Genomic DNA, 20,805 nt, shown 5'->3' on the forward strand with positions numbered 1-20,805 from the left:
TGTGTCGTGCCGGCCTGTTCGTGCCCCCTGTCTAATGCCCCTTGTTTGACGAGGCTCCGTCCATGCGCGTGAACGAACCGATCACCGACCGCGAAATCGTGATGGAGGACGGCGTCCTCCTGGTGTCGCGTACCGACACCGGCGGGCGCATCACCTTCGTCAACAAGGCTTTCGTCGATATCAGCGGCTATACGGAGGCCGAGCTGATCGGCGCGCCGCACAACCTGATCCGCCACCCCCACATGCCGAAGGAAGCCTTCGCCGACCTTTGGGCGACGATCAAGGACGGGCGGCCTTGGGAAGGGCTGGTGAAGAACCGCACCAAGTCCGGCGACTTCTACTGGGTGCGTGCCAACGTCACGCCGGTGATCGAGGACGGCAAGGTGACGGGCTTCATCTCCATCCGCACCAAGCCCTCGCGCGAGCAGGTGGCGGCGACGGAGCGGCTCTATGCCGACATCCGCGAGGGCCGGTCGCGCCATCTGACGGTGCGCGACGGGCAGGCGGTGGGCCGTGGCGCCGGTGCGGCGTTCCGGCGCTGGACGGCCAGCGTGACCGGCCGGCTGACCCTGATCTTCGCCTTCATGATCCTGGCGATGCTTGTGGTCGGCGGCGTCACGTTGCGCGGCATGTCCGACAGCAACGCCTCCCTGAAGAGGGTGTACGAGGACCGGACGGTGCCGGCGGTGCAGATCGGCGAGATTCTGGACCTCATGCGCGACAATGTGCAGACGCTGCAGCGCCTGATCATCGACACCCGCGACGGCACCGACGCCAAGGTGATGGCGGGGCGCGAGACGCGGATCACCGGCAATGACGCCGCCATCGACCGGCTGTGGAGCGGTTACATCACCACCTATCTGACGCCGGAGGAGAAGGCGCTGACGGAGCGTTTCGCCAAGGAGCGCGCCGCCTTCCTGAACGAAGGCCTGAAGCCGGCGATGGAACTGGCGCGGCAGGGCGATTCGCTGCGGCTGGAGGTGCTGGTCCGCGACCGGGTCGAGCCGCTGTTCGCCGCCGCCTTCCAGACCAACAAGGCCCTGCTGCAGCTGCAGTTGACCGTCGCCAGCGCGGAATACGAAGGCGCGCTGGTGGATTTCCGGTGGCATCTGGTGTTCGCCGTGGCCGCCGGTCTGGGCGTGCTGGCGGCGGCGGTGCTGTGCGGGTTTCTGCTTCTGCGCACGGTGCGCCGGCCGCTGGCCGGCTTCTCCGGTGATTTCGACGCCATCGCCCGCAACGACCAGACCCACATCATCGACCTGCCGGCGGCGTCCGAGTTCCACCCCGTGGCCGGCCAGCTGCGCGGGCTGAAGGCCCGGCTCTGCTATGCCGTGCAGGAGCGCGTCGAGCGCGCCCGACACGCCGACGAGGAGCGGCGCTGCGCGCTGGAGGCCATGGCCTCCACCGTGGAGCGCGAGGCCGGCCGCGCGGTGGAGGAGGTGGCCCAGCGCACCGGCGCGATGGCCGACGATGCCGAAGGCATGTCCGGCTCGGCCGAGCGGGTCAGCATCAACGCGCAGACGGTGGCCTCGGCCGCCGGTCAGGCGCTGGCCAACGCCCAGACGGTGGCGGCCGCCAGCGAGCAGCTGGCCGCGTCGATCCGCGAGATCTCGTCCCAGGTCGCCCATTCCAGCGCGGTGACCCGCCGCGCGGTCGAGAGCGGCCACAACACCCAGGCCACCATCCGCTCCCTGTCGGAGACGGTGACGAAGGTCGGCGAGGTGGTGAACCTGATCCAGTCGATCGCCGGCCAGACCAACCTGCTGGCGTTGAACGCCACCATCGAAGCGGCGCGGGCGGGGGAGGCCGGCAAGGGCTTCGCCGTCGTGGCGCAGGAGGTGAAGAACCTCGCCAACCAGACGGCGACCTCGACCGAGGAGATCACCCGCCAGATCACCGCCATCCAGGCCGTGACCGACGAGGCGGTGAAGGCGGTGGAGGAGATTGGCCACACCATCGCCGAGATCGACCACATCTCCAGCTCCATCGCCGCCGCGATGGAGCAGCAGACGGCTGCCACCCAGGAGATCAGCCGCAACGTGGTGGAAACCTCGACCGCCGCGCAGGAGGTGTCGTTCCGCATCGCCGCCGTGTCCGAGGAGGCCGACCGCACCGGCGAGCAGGCCACCCACGTCAAGAAAGGGTCCGGCGACGTCGCCCGCTCGATCGAGGCGTTGCGCCAAGTCCTGGTGCGCATCGTCCGCACCTCCACCGGCGATGCCGACCGCCGGCGCAAGCCGCGCTATCAGGTGGAGGAAACCGGGATGCTTCTGATCGGCGGCGACCGTCTGGCGGTGACCGTCCGCAACCTGTCCATCGGCGGCGCCATGATCGATCCGGTGACCGCGACCGACGGCCGTTCGCTCGCCGGCTCCACCGGCCACCTGCGCCTCGACCGCTACAGGGCGGAGGCGGCGGTCGTGGTCAAGGCGGTGGAGCACAACCGCATCCATCTGGCCTTCGATGCGGAGGGCATGACGCGGGACTTCAGCCGGGCCGTGGAAGTCGCCACCAAGGACCGTACGCCCATCGATGTGGCTGCCTGAAATGTCAAAGGCAATGACAGCAATCAGCATCGGTGATGGTCGAGCGTCTTCTTTTTCCCCTTGGTTGAGGACCGAGGCCCTGTGGCAATTTCTCAAGAGATTGCTTCCGGGTTGAAGAAGTGTGATTGGCTTCTTTTCAAGGGAAAGAACGGTCGTCCACGACGTCTTCCAGGTGAATGAAAGCGAGGCCCGGCCGCAACCATGGTCGAAGCAACCCGATCCGGCCCTCTCCCGGCCCGGCCTTTTCCGGCGCATCCGTTCCCGCCTCCATCGCGAGCTGACGGCATGTGCGGGTCCGACACAAATTGCAGGAAACCTTACAGCTCTAAAATCATATTCCACCTCACGGTAACCGGCCTTCGGTTGCCCGCCGCCGGTTCGGACGGTATCAGTGGAAGGCGCCGAACTGGCTGGAGGATCGGGAATGGATAGACAGGCGATCGACTACTCCCGGCACCGTATCCTGGTCGTGGAGGACCAGCCCTTCGTCCGCCGCACCATCGTCCAGATCCTGGGTCAGATCGGCTTCCGCGATGTCGCCGAGGCCGACAATGGCGAGTCGGCGATGTACGAGAACATCCGCGTCAATCCCGACCTGATCGTCTGCGACATCGACATGAAGCCGGTTTCCGGCCTGCAGTTCCTGGCCCAACTGCGCGCCAGCAGCGAGGCCGCAAACCCGCGCGCCCCGGTGGTGTTCCTGACCAACCACACCGAATCCGAAATCGTGAAGCAGGCGATGGCGCTGGGCGTCAACGGCTTCGTGGTCAAGCCACCGTCCTTTGCCGCGCTGAAGGAGCGGGTGGACAGACTGCTGGGGGCACGGTGAGGCTCCGCACGGGCATTCCGGTCCTTGCGCTGATCCTGACGGCCTGCTCCGGCGAGCCGTCGGAGGGCGACATGCGCAAGCTGGTGGAGACGCACACCCGCCGCGCGCTGGAACGGCAGGGCAATTCCACCTTCCGCGCCTTCGACGACTTCCGCAAGCAGGGCTGCGTCGAGACGAAGCTGAAGAATGGGCAGGACGGCAGCGGGCAGTATGACTGCTATTACGCCGCCACCTTCGTGCCGCAGCCGGGGCGGCAGCCGCTGACCGTCAACGGCAAGGGGCGCTTCCGCCACACCGACAAGGGAATGGCCTTCGAGGATCTGGGCGCCCAACCGCGCTGATGCCCGCCAGTCATTCCGGCTAGCCCTTCCCGTCAGCCGCTTCCGTCAGCCATTGCGGGCAAGGCGCGACAGCGTTGCCAGCGGATCGCCGGTCTCCTCGCCGAAGCAGACCTCCACGTCGTCGCACACCTCGCAATTGGGCGATTTGCACAGCATCAGCCCCTCGCGCTCGCAAAGTTGCCGGTAGAAGAACTTCTTCCACTTCATGTCGCCGGCATTCAACGCCACCAGCGTCGGGAAATGGCGGCGGAACATCGTGTTGAGTTCGCCCCGGTCGTGGAACCCCATATCCTGCCACAGATGGTTCGGCTCCAGCGACCGGCGGGCCAGGATGGCGGCCAGCCAGCGCACCTCGTCCGTTCCGCCCGCGCCCGTACCCCTGCCCGCGCCATGATCGACCAGGAACGCGCGCAGGTCGGCCTCCTCGATGGCGTCCTCGCCGGCTTCCGCCTCATCGGGGAGGGCCGCGACGGCAGCGGCGAAATGCGGGGCGTGGCGGGCCGCCATCTCCGCAAGCTCGGCCTTGGTCAGGGCGAGCGCCCGGGGCATCGTCCGCGCCTCATCCGCGGCGGCAAATGCCAGGATGCGGCCGAAGATCATGCGGTCGGCGGCGGGATCGTCCGGGTCCGTGCAATCAGGAGCGCAGGCAGGCGAATGGGCTGAGAGTTTGGACATGTCCATCTCCACCGGCTGGAAGCACCCGCGACGCCTGCTATCCTGACCCAGGATGCTGCATGTGCGAAAGATGCTCTCCCGATCGCCTGCCTGTGGCATTGCGCCGCATGAACCTGCCGCGTCAGCCCGGACGGGCGTCGATCTCCTCGGCGAAGCGTTCGAAGAAGGCGGCAAGCACCCGGTCGGTCTTGGCCTGCACCAGCTTCACCGCCAGCCGGCCGACGGCGCCGCCCAGCGCGACCGTCAGGCTGTAGGTCAGCAGGGTGCGTCCGCCGCCATCCTCATCCAGCACCACCAGCGCCTCGCCCTTCACGGCACCGGCCAGCCCGCCGTTGCCCTGGGCGATCAGCCGGTAGCGGTGGATGCCGTCCTCCGGCGCGAGGGTCAGCCGACCGGAAAAGCGCGCCTTCAACGGCCCGACGGTGGTCCGCACCCGCGCGGCGTAGTCGGTGGGGGACAGGCGCTCCATCTCTTCCAGTACGGGGATGCAGCGCATCAGCACCGCCGGGTCGCAGAGCGCCGCGAACACGCGGTCGCGCGCACCGGGGACGCTGTGGGTGCCGGTGATGTCCATGCGCCGTCTTCCTCTTTGGCAGATCCGTTGCTACGCGATCCCGACGCGATGGCCGGGCAGACAGATCTGGTAATGCGGGGAGCCGGAGCCAAGCCGGTGAATTTCAAGACAAGGAACGATCCCATGCGACAAGCCGCCACGATCCTGACGATCCCCACCCGCGGCGCCGGAATGGTCGAGGTGACGGCGCCGGTGCGGCGCTGGGTGTCGGAGCAGGGAATGGCCACGGGGCTGCTGACGGTCTACTGCCGGCACACCTCGGCCTCGCTCACCATCCAGGAGAACGCCGATCCCGATGTGCAGGCCGACCTGCTGCACTTCTTCCGCCGGCTGGTGGCGGAGGACCCGTCTCTCTACGACCACACCACGGAAGGGCCGGACGACATGCCCGCGCATATCCGCTCGGTGCTGACCGGCGTCAGTCTGTCGATCCCGGTGATGGAGGGGGAGCCGGTGCTGGGCACCTGGCAGGGCATCTACCTGTTCGAGCACCGCGCGCGCCCCCACCGGCGCGAGATCGCCCTGCACCTGCTGGGGGAATAGGCAGGCGATCCGCCTGAAATTTCTTTCATCCAGTCGCAAGGCGGCGGTCAAGAACGCCTTCCTAGATTTCGGGCAACACCGGAAGGCCGGAACCGAATCACTGGAGAGCCGCCATAATGACCCCCAATTCCTCCCCCACACCGAATCGCCAGAACCGCCTGCGCCGCACCGTCGCAGCCCTGCTGCTGGGCTCCACGGTGCTGACGGGGCCGGCGCTGGCCGGATGGGCGGCATCGCAAGCGCAGCTGACGGCCACGCCGCCCGCCGTGGCGATGGTGCAGGAGTCGCCCTCCACCTTCGCCGATCTCGCCGCCAAGGTCAGCCCCGCAGTCGTCAACATCGCCGCGACGCAGGAGGCGAAGGCCGCACCGCGGGCGCAGCGCGGCCCCGGCATCCCCGGCTTCCCGCCCGGCTCGCCCTTCGAGGAGTTCTTCCGCCAGTTCCAGGGCCCCATGGGCCGTGACGGCGGCCCCGATCAGAATGAGCAGGCCCCCGGGCCGCGGGGCAAGGGCGGCGCCCTCGGCTCCGGCTTCATCATCGACCCGGCCGGCTTCGTCGTGACCAACAACCACGTCATCGACGGCGCCAGCGAGATCACCATCACCCTGCAGGACGGCACCGCCATGCCGGCCAAGGTGATCGGCCGCGACGCCAAGACCGACATCGCCCTGCTGAAGGTGGAGCCGAAGTCGCCGCTTCCCTTCGTCGAGTGGGCAGACAGCGACACCACCCGCGTCGGCGACTGGGTGATGGCGGTCGGCAACCCGTTCGGCCTGGGCGGGACCGTCACCAAGGGCATCGTGTCGGCCCGCGGGCGCGACATCCACAGCGGTCCCTATGACGACTACTTCCAGCTCGACGCCGCCATCAACCGCGGCAATTCGGGCGGCCCGACCTTCGACCTCGCCGGCCGGGTGATCGGCATCAACACCGCCATCTACTCCCCCAACGGCGGCTCGGTCGGCATCGGCTTCGCCATCCCGTCCAACCTCGCCAAGGACGTGGTGGCCCAGTTGAAGGAATCCGGCAAGGTCGATCGCGGCTGGCTCGGCGTGCGGATCCAGGAGGTGACGCCCGACATCGCCGACAGCGTCGGCCTGTCCGCCGCCAAGGGCGCCCTGGTGGCCGAGGTGACCGCCGACAGCCCGGCCCAGCGTGCCGGCCTGCGCCAGGGCGACGTGGTGCTGAGCTATGACGGCAAGCCGATCAACACCCTGCGCGACCTGACCCGCAGCGTGGGCAACACCAAGCCCGGCGAAACGGTCGAGTTGAAGGTCATGCGCGGCGGCAAGGAAACCGCTGTGAAGGTGAGCATCGACCTTATGAGCGACCAGACGCAGGTCGCTTCGGCCGAAACCGGCGACGGTGCCGGCGCCCAGGCCGAGGCCGCTCCGGTCAAGGGGCTGAAGCTGGCCCCGCTGGACCAGGCGGCGCGCAAGCGCCTCGGCATCGGCGACGACGTCCAGGGCGTGCTGGTGACCGGGCTGGCCGGCAACGTCGACGCGGCGATCCGCCCCGGCGACGTGATCGCGCGGGTCGGCGACGCCGAGGTCAAGAGCCCAGCCGACGTCCGCCGCCAGGTGACCGAGGCCGAGAAGGCCGGGCGCAAGGCCGTGCTGATGCTGATCAACCGTCAGGGCAACGAGTCCTTCGTCGCGCTGAAGCTGAAGGCGTGAGGCGCATCGCCGCCTGACTGACGACGGTCCGGCCCGGCGTCGTTCGAAGCCCCTCTCCCCATTCGGGAGAGGGGCTTCTGCGATTGGCAGGGGCGACATGCTCGCGCTTGGCCGGGCTGTTTTGGGAGGATACACTCGTGCTCATGAAGATTCTCGTCATTGAAGATGATCGCCAGGCCGCCAGTTACCTCGCCAAGGGGCTGAAGGAGGCCGGCCATGTGGTGGACGTCGCCAACGACGGGAAGGAGGGCATGTATCTCGCCGGGGCCGAGCATTACGACGTGATGATCGTCGACCGCATGCTGCCCGGCCGCGACGGGCTGTCGCTGGTCCAGGTGCTGCGGGCGGCCGGCAACGACACGCCTGTGCTGTTCCTGTCGGCGCTGGGCAGCGTCGACGACCGGGTGAAGGGGTTGAAGGCCGGCGGCGACGATTATCTGACCAAGCCCTTCGCCTTTTCCGAGCTTCTCGCCCGCATCGAGGTGCTGGTGCGCCGGCGCGGCGCGGCCCAGCCGCAGACCCGGCTGGTGGTGGGCGACCTGGAGCTGGACCTGCTGTCGCGCAGCGTGAAGCGCGCCGGCAAGACCATCGACCTGCTGCCGCGCGAGTTCTCGCTGCTGGAGTACCTGATGCGCAACGCCGGCAGCGTGGTGACCCGCACCATGATGCTGGAGAATGTCTGGGACTATCATTTCGACCCCCAGACCAACGTCATCGACGTTCACATCGCCCGCCTGCGCCAGAAGATCGACAAGGATTTCCCGACCGCCCTGATCCACACCGTGCGCGGCGCCGGCTACAGCCTGCGCGCGCCGGAAGAGTGAAGGGGCTTGACGACCATGCGTGACGCATGAGGCAGGACGGCGCCGGCGGCCTGCACGGCTTCCTCGGCGCGGGCCTGCGGCTGGTGCGGACCACCGCGTTCCGGCTGGCGCTGCTCTATCTGGCGATGTTCGTCCTGTCGGTCGGGCTGATCCTGGGCGTGGTCTACCGCACAACCGCCGGCTTCCTGGAGCAGGAGATCGGCGAGACCATCGCGCTGGAGGTCGCCGGGCTGGAGGATCTCTACCGCAACCACGGGCTGCCCGGTCTGGTGGAGGCGGTGAGGACGCGCAGTGCGGTTCCCAACAACAACTCCATCTATCTGTTGACCACCGCCGCCGGGGCGATCCTGGCCGGCAACCTGTCGGGCTGGCCGGCGGCGGTGCCGAACGCCAGCGGCTGGACCCATTTCAAGGTCGCCGATTATGGCGGCGTCAACAACCGGCCTTCGACCGCGCAGGCCGTGACCTTCACCCTGCCGGGACAGTTCCGCCTGCTGGTCGGCCGCGACATGAGCGAGATCGACCAGCTGCGCACCCGCATGTTCCGCTCGCTCGGCTGGATTCTGGGCTGCACCGCCCTGCTGGGGCTGGGAGGCGGGCTGCTGATGAGCCGCGGCGCCATGCGCCGGATCGAGGCGATCAACCGCACCACCCGCCAGATCATGAGTGGCGACCTGAGCGACCGGGTGCCGCGCTTCGGCGGCGGCGACGAGATGGACCGGCTGGCCGGCAACCTCAACGCCATGCTGGACCGCATCGAGCGGCTGATGACCGGGATGCAGCAGGTCACGGAAAGCGTCGCCCACGACCTGCGCACGCCGCTGACGCGCCTGCGCTCCCGCATCGAGCTGGCCCTGCTGCACGAGACCGAGGATCCCGAGGTCTACCGCGCCGTCCTTCAGGACACGATCACCGAGGCCGATCGGCTGCTCGCCACCTTCAGCGCCCTGCTGTCGATCGCGGAGGCCGAATCGGGCGCCAAGCGGCAGGACTTCCAGCCGGTCGATCTGGCCGAGGTGGTCGAACTCGCCGCCGACCTGTACGAGCCGGTGGCGGAGGAGCGCGGCCAGCGGCTGAGCGTGGATGTCCGGGGCAAGCCGACGGTCCACGGCAACGGCCAGCTTCTGGCGCAGGCGGTGTCCAACCTGCTGGACAACGCCATCAAATACACCCCGGAAGGCGGCGCCATCTCGCTGGTGCTGGAAGGGCCGGGGCCGGGCCGGTCCGCCTGCATTTCGGTGGCCGACAGCGGTCCGGGCATCCCGGCGGAGATGCGCGACAAGGTGCTGCAGCGCTTCGTCCGGCTGGACACCGCCCGCGCCTCGCCCGGCAACGGGCTGGGGCTGAGCCTCGTCGATGCGGTGGCGACGCTGCACGGCGCGCGTCTGGAGTTGGACGACAATGCGCCGGGTCTGCGGGTCAGCCTGATCTTCCCGCCTGAAGCGCGGCGTTAGAGGCTGCGCCGGCCTAAAAAAAAGCCCGCCATGCGGCGGGCTTTCGAAGTGACATCAGCGAGAATGACTCCTTGGCGTCCCACCTGATATGGGGCGACGCCGACCGGCTTCCACACTCATCTTCGGACTACCGCCGACGGCCTAGCCTGCTGACTTTCCGCAACGTCGGGTCGGCTCGGACGTTCTTCCCCAGAGCGGTCCATCAGGCGGCCGCAAGCGCGGGAGTTCCGAGAGATGGCGATACCCAGCCGCCCAACCGGCCACCAGACCGCTCCGTCGGGCGCCGTTCCGCCCGGCCAGCCCGGCAGCGGAACGACGCAGCAGGATCCGCCGGCGCGGGCCGCGCGCGGCGAACTGGCGGTCTTCACCTGGAAGGTGCTGATCGTCGCCGGCGTCGCCGCGCTGGGGTTGTTCCTATGGAAGGTGTCGGACACGCTGCTGCTGATTTTCACCGGGGTGCTGTTCGCCATCCTGCTGCAGCGGCTGGCGGGCTATGTGCGGCAGGCGACCGGTCTGGCCCATGGCTGGGCGCTGGCCATCGTGCTGGTGGCGCTGATTCTGCTGGTCGGCGGCGGCGTCTGGCTGATGGGAACCTCGATGGCGGCGCAACTCGGCCAGTTGCAGGAGCAGGTGACCAAGGCCGTCGGCAATCTGCCGGAGGAGTGGCGCCAGCGCATCATGGACGAGAGCAAGGACTGGCCTTGGATGAACCAGTTGAGCAGCTTCGCCAGCGGTCTCGTCTATGTCCTCGGCGACACCGTGGTGGTGATGTTCGCCGCGCTTTATCTGGCGGCCTCGCCCGGCATCTATCGCCGCGGCGTGGTGCTGCTGGTGCCGCCGCAGGGGCAGGAGCGGGCCTGGGAGGTGATGAATGTGGTCGGCGACAGCCTGTGGAAATGGCTGATCGGCCAGATGGTGGCGATGGCCGCGGTGGGTACGCTGACCGCGGCCGGGCTCTGGCTGCTGGGGATTCCGTCGGCCTTGGGCCTGGGAATGGTGGCCGGGCTTCTGGAGTTCATCCCGCTGATCGGCCCCTTCCTGGCGGCGATTCCGGCGCTGTTGATCGCATTCGCCCAGTCGCCGCAGGATGCGCTGTGGGTCGCCGGGCTCTATCTGGTCATCCAGCAGGTGGAGGGAAACCTCGTCACCCCTCTGTTGCAGAAGCGGGTGGTCGATCTGCCGCCGGTGGTCACCATCGGCGCCATCGCCGCTGGCGGCGTCCTCTTCGGCATCCTCGGCATGTTCCTGGCGACGCCGATCGCCGTGGTCGTGCTGGTGCTGGTCAACCTGCTCTATATCGAGGACAAGCTGGGCGAGCCCAGGCATTTCCCCAGCAACGGATCCTGACGCCTCACCCCTTCGCCGCCGGGGTGGCGGCCGGCCGGTCCGTGCGCGAGGAGCGCAGCGGCAGCTCCTTCAGGAACAGGGTCATGGCGAAGGAAAGGACCGCCAGGGCGGCAGCCAGCAGGAACAGGGTGGCGAAGCCGTGTTCCAGCGTCGCCATCACTCCGCCGCGGACGGCCGGGGGCAACTCGGCCAGCGCCGCGGCGCCATGGTCCAGCACCGCGCGGCCGGACAGGCCGTTCCCTTCCAGCCGCTCCGACACCACGGCGTTGAACACGGCGCCGAACACCGCGACGCCGATCGAACCGCCGAGCGAGCGGAAGAAGCCGACCGAAGCGGTGGCCGCACCCAGATCGCGCTGCTCCACCGCGTTCTGCACGGCGACCGTCATCACCGGCATCACCAGCCCCAGCCCCATGCCGAGGGGCACCAGGATCAGGGTCGACCACAGCCCGCTGGCCGCCAGCTCCGGCAGGATGCCGAGCAGCGCGTACATCGCCCCCGACAGCGCCAGCCCGACCAGCGGAATGGCCTTGTAGCGCCCGGTCCGCGCGATCAGCCGGCCGCCGCCGACCGACCCGAAGGTCATGCCCAGCACCAGCGGCAGAAGCAGCAGGCCGGACATGGTGGCGCTGGCGCCCTGCACCAGCTGCAGTTGCAGCGGCAGATAGACGATGCCGGCGAACAGCACCATCGCCGAAACCGCGACCACCGGCGTTGCCACCGCGACCACCGGGCGGCGGAACAGGTGCAGCGGCAGGATCGGCTCCTCGATCCGGCGCTCGTGCCACAGGAAGACCGCCAGCATTGCGAGGCCCGCCGCCAGCAGCGCGAGGCCCGCCGGACTGCCCCAGCCCATCGCCTCGCCACGGGTGGCATAGACCAGCAGGCAGGTCACGGCCCCGGTCAGCAGCGCGGCGCCGGCCACGTCGATGCGCGGCTTGGCCCGGCCGGCGGGCAGGCGCGACAGGGTGCTGCGGGTCATGGCGAAGGCCGCCACCCCCAGCGGCAGGTTGATCAGGAAGATCCAGTGCCAGCCGATCGTCTCGGTGAAGATGCCGCCCAGCAGCGGCCCGGCGACGCTGGCCAGGGCGAAGACGCCGCCGATCATGCCCTGGTAGCGACCGCGCTCGCGCGGGGCCACCACGTCGCCGATGATGGTGAAGGCCAGCGACATCAGCCCGCCGCCGCCCAACCCCTGGAGGCCGCGGAACAGGATCAGCTGGGTCATGCTCTGCGCCACCGCGCACAGGACGGAGCCGACCAGGAACAGCAGGATCGCCGTCTGCAGCACGCGCTTGCGGCCGTAGAGGTCCGACAGCTTGCCGTAGATCGGCGTCGTGGTGGTGGAGGTCAGCAGATAGGCGGTGACCACCCAGGGCAGCATCTCCAGCCCGCCGAACTGGCTCGCCATCGTCGGCAGCGCCGTGGCGACGATGGTCTGGTCCATCGCCGCCATGAGCATCGCCAGCGCCACACCGCTGAACACGCGCAGGATCTCCTGATGGGTGAAGACCGGCGGGGCATCGTCGGGGGACGCTGCTGCAGGCGTTGCGGAGCGGGCGGCGGTCTCGGTCATGGTCGGGCGTCTCGGCCGTTGATGTCGTTGCACGGGGCAGCGAAGGCGGTTCCACCATAGACTTGGAAGCGTTCCACGCAAGTCCGTTGGCGGATGGGCTGCGGCAAACCGTCCACACGATCAACCGCGCCCATGATCAACCGTCATCCGCGCGTTGGTTCCGCCCCGTTCCTCAACGAACGCCTTGCCGCGCCGCCAAAGCGCCTCTATAAAGCGGCCCATCCGGCGCCCCGGTTCAACCGGTGGCGCCTGCATGCTTTTTAATTGGCGAAAAGCCCCACCTGCAGGAGTCACCACCATGGCCGTCGAACGGACCCTCTCGATCATCAAGCCCGATGCCACCCGCCGCAACCTGACCGGCAAGATCAACGCCAAGTTCGAGGACGGTGGCCTGCGCATCGTCGCCCAGAAGCGCGTCCAGCTGTCGAAGGCCCAGGCCGAGCAGTTCTACGGCGTGCACCGCGAGCGCCCGTTCTTCAACGACCTGGTGTCCTTCATGATCTCCGGCCCGGTGGTCCTGCAGGTCCTGGAAGGCGAGAACGCCATCGCCCGCAACCGCGAGATCATGGGCGCCACCAACCCGGCCAACGCCGCCGAGGGCACCATCCGCAAGGAGTTCGCCGAATCGATCGAGGCCAACTCGGTCCACGGTTCGGACGCCCCGGAGACGGCCGCCCAGGAGATCGCCTTCTTCTTCGCCGGCATCGAGCTGGTGGGCTGATCCTGCCGGGCCGGGCCTCGAGCCCGGCCGGCTGAGAAAAGGGCCGCTTCCGCGAGGAGGCGGCCTTTTTTGCGTTTTGCATCTGGCTCTGGCAGTATCGGGGGCCGTAGACCTTTTGCCCCGCGAGCGCCGGGGCCGAATCCGACAGGAGTGCCCGCGATGGAATCCCAATCCGCAAAGCCGATCATCGCGGCGCTGCTGCAACCGCTGCCGATCCTGACCCAGCCGCAGGCCCGCAACGATCTGGCCGACGAGACGGTGGTGCAGCTGCTGGTCCGCCAGTTCGTCGACCTCAGCCTCGACGCCTTCAATCAGGTGCTGCAGGGCAAGCTCGACCTGGACGAGGCGGTGGACGGCATCAACCGGCAGGCGACCGCGCTGAACGCCGTCTTCCTCGGCACCAGCGGCTTCGAAACCGTCGTCACCCATCCCTGGAACACGCCGGAACAGCTGGGCGCCTTCCTGAAGGACACGGTGGCGCTGGAGTATCCCGAGGACGATTGCGTCCGCGCCATGCTGATCCATCTGGCGACCCAGCTGATGCATGCGCTGCGCCTGCCGGACGAGGACCGCCAGGAGGAGGTGGAGGCGCTGACCCTGGACGCCGCCGATCTGCTGCTCGGCCGTAAGCCGGAGGATGACGACGACGGCATCGAGATCGACGTCTGAGGCGGCAGCGCTGAGACGGCAGCGTTGAGGCGGCGGGTTTGAGATCGCGGGTTTGAGATCGCGGGTCTGAGGTTGCGGGGATACCGCCGTACTCAGCCCGCGGGCTGCAGATTCACCTCGATCAGCACGGTATCCTCGACGAAGTCCGCGCTGTGCCAGGCGTCGGGATCGAAACGGATGACCATGCCCGGACGCAGGTCCACCGGCCCGGCCTCGCAAGTCAGCAGGACGCGCCCCTCCACAACGATGACGAACTGTTCATGGGCGTGGCTGTGGCGCGGGGCGGAGGTTCCCGCGCTGACGGCGACATGCTTCAGCGATGCCCCCGCGCCGAGAAATTCGTGCCGCTTCACGCCGCCGGCGGAGTGGGACGGGAGATCGCACCATCTGACGACGTCTGCCGTGGGCATGCCCGGTTCCTTTCCTCATGATGACAACGGGTTGATACGTGCGCCGGCGCCGTCTGGATCTCTCGTCGGGCGAACGAAATTCGACAGGTTCCTTTCGGGCGGGAAAAATATCCGCCTGAAAAAGCGTGGGCCGGCGAGTTGAATTTGCCATCGTCATGCGATGCGGAGCGGTAGTCCGCAGCTGGCCCAAAGTGATTCCCGATGTCGCACCCCAGGGAAAGCTTGGCTTCGAAACCTGCTGTTAACGCCTCACCTACTAAGACGGTGTAGTTCGATGCACTGGTATCGGACAACCACCCTTCGGACCGGCGGAGGCACCGTGGACGTTGCAGACACCGACCATCCGCTCCGCACTGCGGGTACCGTCGAACCGGTCGCCGGCGGCTTCCGTCTTCCCGCGTCACTTCCCGGGCTTCTCGCCGGGCTGGCCGGCTTCGGCACCCTGGCAGGTCTGGCCGCGACCGGGCAGGCCGGGTGGCCGGTGGCCGGCGCCCTCACCCTTGCCGGCGGACTGGCGCTGTGGAGCGCCCGGCGGGCCGGCGGCAACGCGGCTGCGCTGGCACGGTCGGAAGCGGCCCTGCGACAGGCGCGCGGCGAATTGGCCGAAACGCAGGCCCGCGCGCGGGATTTCACCGCCGCTTCCCCCGGCTGGTTCTGGGAGACCGGGGCCGACCACCGCTATCTCACCCTGTCCGACCGGCTGGGGACGCTGCTGCGCTGCGATCCCGGCAGCGTGTTCGGCGAATCGCTGCTCGATCTGGCGGCCCTGGTCGATGACGAGGCGACCTGGGCGGAATACCGCGCCGACATCGAGGCCGGGCGGCCCTTCCGCGACCTGGAGGTGAGCTTCGAGGGGGTGGACGGCCGCGACCTCGTGCTTAGGCTCAGCGCCGTGCCGGTGCGCGACGCCGACGGGCGCTTTTGCGGCTATCGCGGCTGCGGAGTCGACGCCACCGCCGAAACGCTGGCGCTGGTGGAGGCGCATTTCATGCAGGCGGTGGTGCATGACGCCATCGACAGCGTGTCGGAGGGCTTCGTGCTGTTCAGCGCCGACGGTCGGCTGCTGATCTGCAACGAGCAGTACCGCCGCGCCTATCCCACCATCGCCGACCTGCTGACCCCCGGCCGCAGCTTTGCCGAGATCCTGCGGGCGGCGGCGGAGCGCGGCGGTTATGAGGGCGAGGGCGACATCGGCAGCTGGGTGGAACAGCGGCTGACCCGTCACCTCCAGCATTCCGCCCCGGTGGACGGCCGGCTGTCCGATGGCCGCTGGTACCGCATCAGCGAGCATGCGACCGGCACCGGCGGCGTCGTGAAGATCCTGATGGACATCACCGAACTGAAGACGCGGGAGGAGGAGTTGGCCGGCCAGACCGCCCGGCTGAAGCAGACCGTCACCGCGCTCCGGGAAAGCGAGCTGCGCTACCGCCAGCTGGTGGAACTGGCGCCCTACGGCATCGTCATCTGGGACCGCAGCGCCATCCGCTTCGCCAACGGCGCCGCCGCCGCGATCCTGGGCCTCGCCGCCGATGCGCTGGAAGGCCTGTCCCTGGCAGGATTCCTGGAGAATGGCAACGCGCTGGAGGCGACCTTCGCCGCTGCGGCTGAGGGGGAAGAGCGGCGGCTGGAATGCGACGCCCTGCGCCCGGACGGCGAGCGCCGCCGGCTGGAGGTCGCGGCGAGTGCCGCGATCCATGGCGGCGAACCGGCGGTCCTGCTGGTGCTGAACGACATCACCGACCGCCGCCGGGTGGAAGGCGAGCTTCAGCGCGCCCAGAAGATGGAGGCGGTCGGCCGCATGGCCGGCGGTATCGCCCACGAATTCAACAACATGCTGACCGCCATCGGCGGCTTCGCCCGGCTGGCGGAGCGCAACCCAGCCGATCCCGACCGCGTGCTGACCTGCGTGCAGGAGATCGCCAAGGCGTCCGAACGGGCGGCGGCACTGACCGGCCAGCTGCTGGACTTCTCCCACCGCCGGGTGACGGACGAGCGCGAGGTGGTGGCCATCGCCCCGCTGGTGCGCGACCTGCGCGTCTTCCTGAAACCGTTGCTGAGCGCCGGCATCGACGTGGAGATCCGCGACGGCGCCAAGGAGGCGCAGCGGGACATCGCGCAAGACACCCACCAGGACGCTCATGCGCTGGTCAATCCGGTCACGCTGAACCAGGCGCTTCTGAACCTTGCGCTGAACGGGCGGGACGCCATGCCGGACGGCGGCACCCTGACCATCGCCCTGACGGTGGAGACGCCCGACGACGCCTTCTTCGCCCGGCATCGCGGGCTGAAGCGCGGCCGCTATGTGGCGATCCGCGTGTCCGACCAGGGCGGCGGCGTTCCGGCGGCGATCCGCGACCGCATCTGGGAGCCCTTCTTCACCACCAAGGAGCCGGGGAAGGGCACCGGGCTCGGGCTGTGGATGGTCTATGGCACGGCGCAGCAGGCCGGCGGCGCCGTCGAACTCGAAGGGGAGGAGGGACACGGCGCCACCTTCGCCCTGTTCCTGCCCGCGGTCGATCCGCCGGCCGCGCCCGCCGGATTGGATCCGCTGAATGTGGCGGAAGGGGAAGGGGCCGTCATCCTGCTGGTTGACGACGAGGACTCGGTGCGCCGCTATCTCCGCCTCGTGCTGGAGGAGGCCGGCTGCACGGTGGTCGAGGCGTCGGACGGGCGGGAGGCGCTGGAGCGCTATGAGGAGGCCGGGGGCCTGTTCGACGCGGTGGTCAGCGACGTTTCGATGCCGCGGATGAACGGGCTGGAGCTTGCCCGCGCCCTGGAGGCGCGCAACCAGCTTCTGCCCATCCTGTTCCTGACCGGCTATGCCTCGCGGGAGACGGCGGCGGGGCTGACGGCGCAGGAGGGGCGGCAGATCGTGATGAAGCCGGTGGCGCCGGAGCGGCTGCTCCAGGCCCTGCGCGACCTTCTGGCCTTGTGAGGTCGGTGATGATGGAGCCGCCCCGCCACGACGACCGCACCGAACCGATCCCATCCGCCGCGCCGGAGGATGCGGAGGGTACCGCTCCCGCCGTCTGCCGGGAGCCGGCGGATTTCTACGCGCCCGCCGGGCGCGACAGCGTCGGCCGCTTCTGCCGCCGCTTCCTCGACGAGAATGCGCTGACGGCGACGGAACTGCTGCACCATCCGCGCCACCAGACATCGCTGTCCAACACCGCCACCTTCGTCGCCATCCTGACCCAGGCGGAGCGGGCGATGGAGCGGCCCGGCGGTCAGAAGGGCGCGTTGACCCCGCTGGTCAACGAGATCGCCCGGTTGACGCGGGAAAGGCTGAAGGAGAACCCGCCGCCCGACTTCCTGCCGGACGCCTATCCCGGCACGGCGGCGGAGCTTCTGTCCAATGGCGGCTTTCTCGGCCGATTCCTGCTCGACGCCGCCATCACCCAGCACATCGCCGCCGGACGCAGCTTTGCCGAGAAGGCGGAATCCCTGCTGGAACTGGCCGCGACCACCGGGCATCCCGACGCGCTGGTTCCGCTGGAGCGGTTGCTGGGCGAGATCGTCCTGAGCGATTCCGGCACCGCGTCCTGCGCGCGCGATGCGCCCTTCGTCACGCTGATCGACCTGATCGTGACCCTGATCGCCGCCGACCGGCCGATGCCGGAGGACGCGCCGCCGGTCTTCCGCGGGCTGGACGCGCTGATGCGGCGGGTGCAGATGCCGGTTCTGCGCGAATCGCTGACCGCCGCCTTCCGCCGCGAGATGGCCAAGCCGGCCTGCTTCACCATCGCCAGTGCCGGCGACATGTTCGGCATCGAGGCGGTGCAGCGCGAGATCCTGGCGCTGAGCGACCTGTCCGCCCGGCTGCGCGACCGCGAGGGCAACTACGCCGGCGGCGCCCGGACCGAGGCGGCGTTGCAGCGGCGCACCGCCCTGCTGGTCAACGAGGACACGGTCCCGGAGATCACGCGCGGCCGCAACTTCATGCAGAAGCTGCGCATCCTGTTCGTTCTGCAGAAGATGCCGCTGTCGCCCACCGCGGCCAAGGCGGTCACCGATTACCTGAAGAGCTTCTTCGACAGCCGCGACTTCGCCGGCCGGCTGCTGGACTGCTGGAAGGACCGCAATGAAAAGCTGAAGGGGGTGGCGGAGGTCCAGCGCATGGTGCAGTCCAGCGCCTTCCCGGAGGAGGAGCGCGAGTTTCTGGCCGGCCAGATCGACGACATCCAGAACGCCTTCCTGCGCACCCAGCGCGTGCTGGCGCCGCTGATCCAGGCTAAGGACGACCCGCCGGCCGACACCGTGCTGGACATCGTCCGTCTGGCGGGGGAGGGGGCCTTCTGTAACGGCAAGAGCCGGTTGGCGGTGGCCCGCGTCCTCTACCGCCACTGCCACCGGCCTCGCTTCGTCCGCCATGTGCTGCTGAACGCGCCGGGGCCGAAGGAGCGGGCGGCGCGGGCCGGCTGGCTGCGCCAGTCGCTGGCGATGGTCGGCGTGCCCTTCCTCGATCTCTCCACCCAGCGGGTGCTGGTGGTGGATGACGAGGACGGGCCGCGCGCCTTCGTCACCTCCGTCCTTCGCGAACTGGGCATCGGGCGGGTCGACACCGCGGTCGACGGCCAGGACGCGCTGGACCGCTTCCAGGCGGACGGAGCCGCCTACGACCTGATCGTCTGCGACTGGATGATGCCGCGGCTGAGCGGACTGGACCTGCTGAAGCATGTGCGCGAGACGCGCAGCGACCTGCCCTTCCTGATGGTCACGGCGCTCGCCACGCTGGAGGCGGTAAAGAAGGCGCTGGCCCATCATGTCAGCGGCTACATCGCCAAGCCATTCACCCCGGACCAGTTGGAGGAAAAGGTCTTTCTGGTGATGGCGCAGAAGGGGATCGGGGAATAGGGCCGCCGGTCAGCGGAAGAGGCCGGGCATGATCCTCACGATGATGCCGCTGGTGGAGGCGACCAGCACGGCGTCGGGGCCGACGCGGACCCAGCGGTGGCCGGGCGGCGGACGGTGCAGATGGTGGGCGGCGGGCTTGGCGATGACGTGGCGCGGCGCACGCCATTCCGGCGGCAACCGCTGTCCGGCCCGCCAGCCGCGGCCGTCCGGCGGGCCGAAACGGTGGGGCGCCACATGGGCGGGCGGTTCCATCCGGCGGCCCCGGTCCCGCTGGTCCCAGCCCTGGTGCGGCCCCCGTTCGGGGCCTTGACGTTGGGCGGCGTGACGGTTGTCCTGACCGGGCTGCCATCCCTGGGCAAAGGCGGGAGTGCCGGTCGCGGTTGTGAGGGCGAGGACCGCGGCGGCCATGGCGAGCAAGCTCTTCTTCATGCTGTCCATCCTTTTGCTTCCGGTGCCGGCCGGTCGTGCCGGGGCATCCATAGCGGTCAGGATGGCGCGCCTTCGTTGCGGGGTTGTGTCCGCCCGCCGGCGATTCGGTAACAGAGTGTATCCGGCCCCATTGGGGACGAAATCCCACATCCGCCTGTTGTGGTACGGAAACCCTATGGAAGGAGCCGTCCCATGGCAGACCAGACAGCGAAGGAAGGCAACGTCCTGTCCAACGAGCCCGACCGCGACATCGCCGATCCGCTCGAAGCGGCGAAGGCGGTCTCCGATACCGGCAAGCCGATCACCCCCGATACCGAATCGGCCAAGCACATCGACCGTCCGGCGGAGAAGGGCAAGGCTGGGAAGAACAAGTAAAAGGCGGAAGGGCTTGCGAACCGCTCAGCGCAGGTCGACACCGGCCTGTTTGAAGGCACGGGCGAGGGCATCGACGATGGCCGGATCGACCTCGCCCGTCCCGTAATCGAGATTCATCACGGCGTACCACGGCACACCGGCCTTGTCCGCCAGCATCCGTGTCGACCAGCCAAGGCGCAGGCGTGCCTCTTGGCACTGCGTCCCGGTCATGATGCGTCGACTCCACACGTTAGCGTCCGCCTTCCATGTCCCGGCCCTTGCCGGACAGCGGCTGTCCGTTTCGGACCGATGGTCAGCGATAATAATGCTGCAAATGGCCAAGCTTGTCATGTGTCGGTTTGTTGCAAAGCGGAACGCTCTGCTTTGCCGGACTGTCATAATGGACAGGCGGTGGACAATCGGCAAAAGCACCTAAAGTTTGCGGGACAATCGATTTGACCTTTCGACGTTTGGGGACTTTGGGGCGGCGCTTTTTGTAAGTGAGTCCCGCCGCGCCATTCGCCGCCGAAGGTTGCGGTCAGCCGAAGCTCTTGGCGAGCAGGACCAGATTGCGGCCGCCTTCGCGCCTGTAGCTGGCGCGGTCCATCGTCTTCTTGACCAGAAACACGCCAAGGCCGCCGACGCGGCGGTCATCGACCTCGCTGGTCAGGTCGGGTGGCGGGGCGTCGGCGAAGGGATCGAAGGCGGCGGCGTCGTCCTCCACCTCCGCCCGCAGTTCCGCGGCATCCGCCTCCATCCGCACCCGGATCTCGTGCGGGCCGGCATCGTCGTAGCCGTAGGAAACGGTGTTGGTGATCAACTCGTCGAAGCAGAGATTGAACTTGAAGGCGAGGTCGGGCGGCAGCTGGTTGCGCTCGATGAATTCGTCCACCGCTTCGGCCAGCCGTTCCAATTCGGACAGGTCGTTGCGCAGGAGCATGTCCAGGCGGTTCGCCACGGCACCGTCAGTCCCCTCATCCATG

Annotated in this window: 20 protein-coding genes; 13 read left to right on the top strand and 7 right to left on the bottom strand. The window is 68.6% G+C overall.

The window, feature by feature from the left end:
* Window positions 1–62 precede the first annotated feature (62 nt).
* From DM194_RS03520 to DM194_RS03530, 3 genes are all read left to right on the top strand, one after another.
* Window positions 63–2,546: a methyl-accepting chemotaxis protein gene (locus tag DM194_RS03520; RefSeq protein ID WP_111065943.1), complete on the top strand. Its 2,484-nt coding sequence runs from the start codon at window positions 63–65 to the stop codon at window positions 2,544–2,546.
* A 424-nt stretch (window positions 2,547–2,970) separates the two neighbouring features.
* Complete coding sequence (locus DM194_RS03525; RefSeq protein ID WP_111065944.1) at window positions 2,971–3,375, top strand: response regulator; 405 nt, start codon at window positions 2,971–2,973, stop codon at window positions 3,373–3,375.
* Entirely contained in the window at window positions 3,372–3,716 is a 345-nt protein-coding gene (locus tag DM194_RS03530; protein WP_111065945.1) for a hypothetical protein, read from the top strand. Before DM194_RS03525 ends, DM194_RS03530 begins: the two co-directional genes overlap by 4 nt.
* A gap of 45 nt (window positions 3,717–3,761) precedes the next feature.
* Here DM194_RS03530 and DM194_RS03535 read toward each other — a convergent pair whose 3' ends face one another.
* Window positions 3,762–4,391, bottom strand: a complete 630-nt coding sequence (locus DM194_RS03535) for a nitrogen fixation protein NifQ (protein WP_111067725.1) — start codon at window positions 4,389–4,391, stop codon at window positions 3,762–3,764.
* A 121-nt stretch (window positions 4,392–4,512) separates the two neighbouring features.
* A complete protein-coding gene (locus tag DM194_RS03540) occupies window positions 4,513–4,965 on the bottom strand; it encodes an SRPBCC family protein (protein ID WP_111065946.1) in 453 nt (150 codons plus the stop codon).
* Window positions 4,966–5,088: 123 nt separating this feature from the next.
* Between DM194_RS03540 and DM194_RS03545 the strand changes: the two genes are divergently transcribed.
* From DM194_RS03545 to DM194_RS03565, 5 genes are all read left to right on the top strand, one after another.
* Window positions 5,089–5,508, top strand: coding sequence for a secondary thiamine-phosphate synthase enzyme YjbQ (locus DM194_RS03545; protein ID WP_111065947.1), 420 nt, complete (start codon window positions 5,089–5,091; stop codon window positions 5,506–5,508).
* A gap of 116 nt (window positions 5,509–5,624) precedes the next feature.
* Window positions 5,625–7,184 (top strand): DegQ family serine endoprotease, encoded by a 1,560-nt coding sequence (locus DM194_RS03550; RefSeq protein ID WP_111065948.1) that lies wholly within the window; start codon window positions 5,625–5,627, stop codon window positions 7,182–7,184.
* 143 nt (window positions 7,185–7,327) lie between these two features.
* On the top strand, window positions 7,328–8,008 hold the full coding sequence (locus DM194_RS03555; RefSeq protein WP_111065949.1) for a winged helix-turn-helix domain-containing protein: 681 nt from the start codon (window positions 7,328–7,330) through the stop codon (window positions 8,006–8,008).
* Window positions 8,009–8,034: 26 nt separating this feature from the next.
* Window positions 8,035–9,462, top strand: a complete 1,428-nt coding sequence (locus DM194_RS03560) for a sensor histidine kinase (protein WP_111065950.1) — start codon at window positions 8,035–8,037, stop codon at window positions 9,460–9,462.
* A gap of 234 nt (window positions 9,463–9,696) precedes the next feature.
* On the top strand, window positions 9,697–10,809 hold the full coding sequence (locus DM194_RS03565; protein WP_111065951.1) for an AI-2E family transporter: 1,113 nt from the start codon (window positions 9,697–9,699) through the stop codon (window positions 10,807–10,809).
* A gap of 4 nt (window positions 10,810–10,813) precedes the next feature.
* Here DM194_RS03565 and DM194_RS03570 read toward each other — a convergent pair whose 3' ends face one another.
* On the bottom strand, window positions 10,814–12,385 hold the full coding sequence (locus tag DM194_RS03570; protein WP_111065952.1) for an MDR family MFS transporter: 1,572 nt from the start codon (window positions 12,383–12,385) through the stop codon (window positions 10,814–10,816).
* 298 nt (window positions 12,386–12,683) lie between these two features.
* Between DM194_RS03570 and ndk the strand changes: the two genes are divergently transcribed.
* Both ndk and DM194_RS03580 read left to right on the top strand, forming a co-directional pair.
* Window positions 12,684–13,106, top strand: a complete 423-nt coding sequence (gene ndk, locus DM194_RS03575) for a nucleoside-diphosphate kinase (RefSeq protein ID WP_014197473.1) — start codon at window positions 12,684–12,686, stop codon at window positions 13,104–13,106.
* 159 nt (window positions 13,107–13,265) lie between these two features.
* The gene (locus DM194_RS03580) at window positions 13,266–13,775 is read left to right on the top strand and encodes a hypothetical protein (RefSeq protein ID WP_111065953.1); all 510 of its coding nucleotides are present in this window, start codon (window positions 13,266–13,268) and stop codon (window positions 13,773–13,775) included.
* Between the two features lie 92 nt (window positions 13,776–13,867).
* Here the strand turns inward: DM194_RS03580 and DM194_RS03585 are convergent, their stop codons facing one another.
* On the bottom strand, window positions 13,868–14,185 hold the full coding sequence (locus tag DM194_RS03585) for a cupin domain-containing protein (protein ID WP_111065954.1): 318 nt from the start codon (window positions 14,183–14,185) through the stop codon (window positions 13,868–13,870).
* Window positions 14,186–14,504: 319 nt separating this feature from the next.
* Between DM194_RS03585 and DM194_RS03590 the strand changes: the two genes are divergently transcribed.
* Both DM194_RS03590 and DM194_RS03595 read left to right on the top strand, forming a co-directional pair.
* A complete protein-coding gene (locus DM194_RS03590) occupies window positions 14,505–17,120 on the top strand; it encodes a response regulator (RefSeq protein ID WP_111065955.1) in 2,616 nt (871 codons plus the stop codon).
* A gap of 8 nt (window positions 17,121–17,128) precedes the next feature.
* Entirely contained in the window at window positions 17,129–19,039 is a 1,911-nt protein-coding gene (locus DM194_RS03595; protein WP_246024272.1) for a response regulator, read from the top strand.
* A gap of 9 nt (window positions 19,040–19,048) precedes the next feature.
* On the opposite strand, the gene DM194_RS03600 is transcribed toward DM194_RS03595, so the two are convergent.
* A complete protein-coding gene (locus DM194_RS03600; protein ID WP_111067729.1) occupies window positions 19,049–19,468 on the bottom strand; it encodes an RcnB family protein in 420 nt (139 codons plus the stop codon).
* 192 nt (window positions 19,469–19,660) lie between these two features.
* On the opposite strand from DM194_RS03600, the gene DM194_RS03605 reads away from it, so the two are divergent.
* Entirely contained in the window at window positions 19,661–19,843 is a 183-nt protein-coding gene (locus DM194_RS03605; protein WP_111065956.1) for a hypothetical protein, read from the top strand.
* Between the two features lie 24 nt (window positions 19,844–19,867).
* Here DM194_RS03605 and DM194_RS27990 read toward each other — a convergent pair whose 3' ends face one another.
* Together DM194_RS27990 and DM194_RS03610 are read right to left on the bottom strand one after the other, a co-directional pair.
* On the bottom strand, window positions 19,868–20,053 hold the full coding sequence (locus DM194_RS27990; RefSeq protein ID WP_162629955.1) for a helix-turn-helix domain-containing protein: 186 nt from the start codon (window positions 20,051–20,053) through the stop codon (window positions 19,868–19,870).
* Window positions 20,054–20,360: 307 nt separating this feature from the next.
* Window positions 20,361–20,804, bottom strand: a complete 444-nt coding sequence (locus DM194_RS03610) for an ATP-binding protein (RefSeq protein WP_111065957.1) — start codon at window positions 20,802–20,804, stop codon at window positions 20,361–20,363.
* Window position 20,805: the final 1 nt, after the last annotated feature.

The sequence above is a fragment of the Azospirillum ramasamyi genome (assembly GCF_003233655.1).
Lineage (GTDB): Bacteria > Pseudomonadota > Alphaproteobacteria > Azospirillales > Azospirillaceae > Azospirillum > Azospirillum ramasamyi.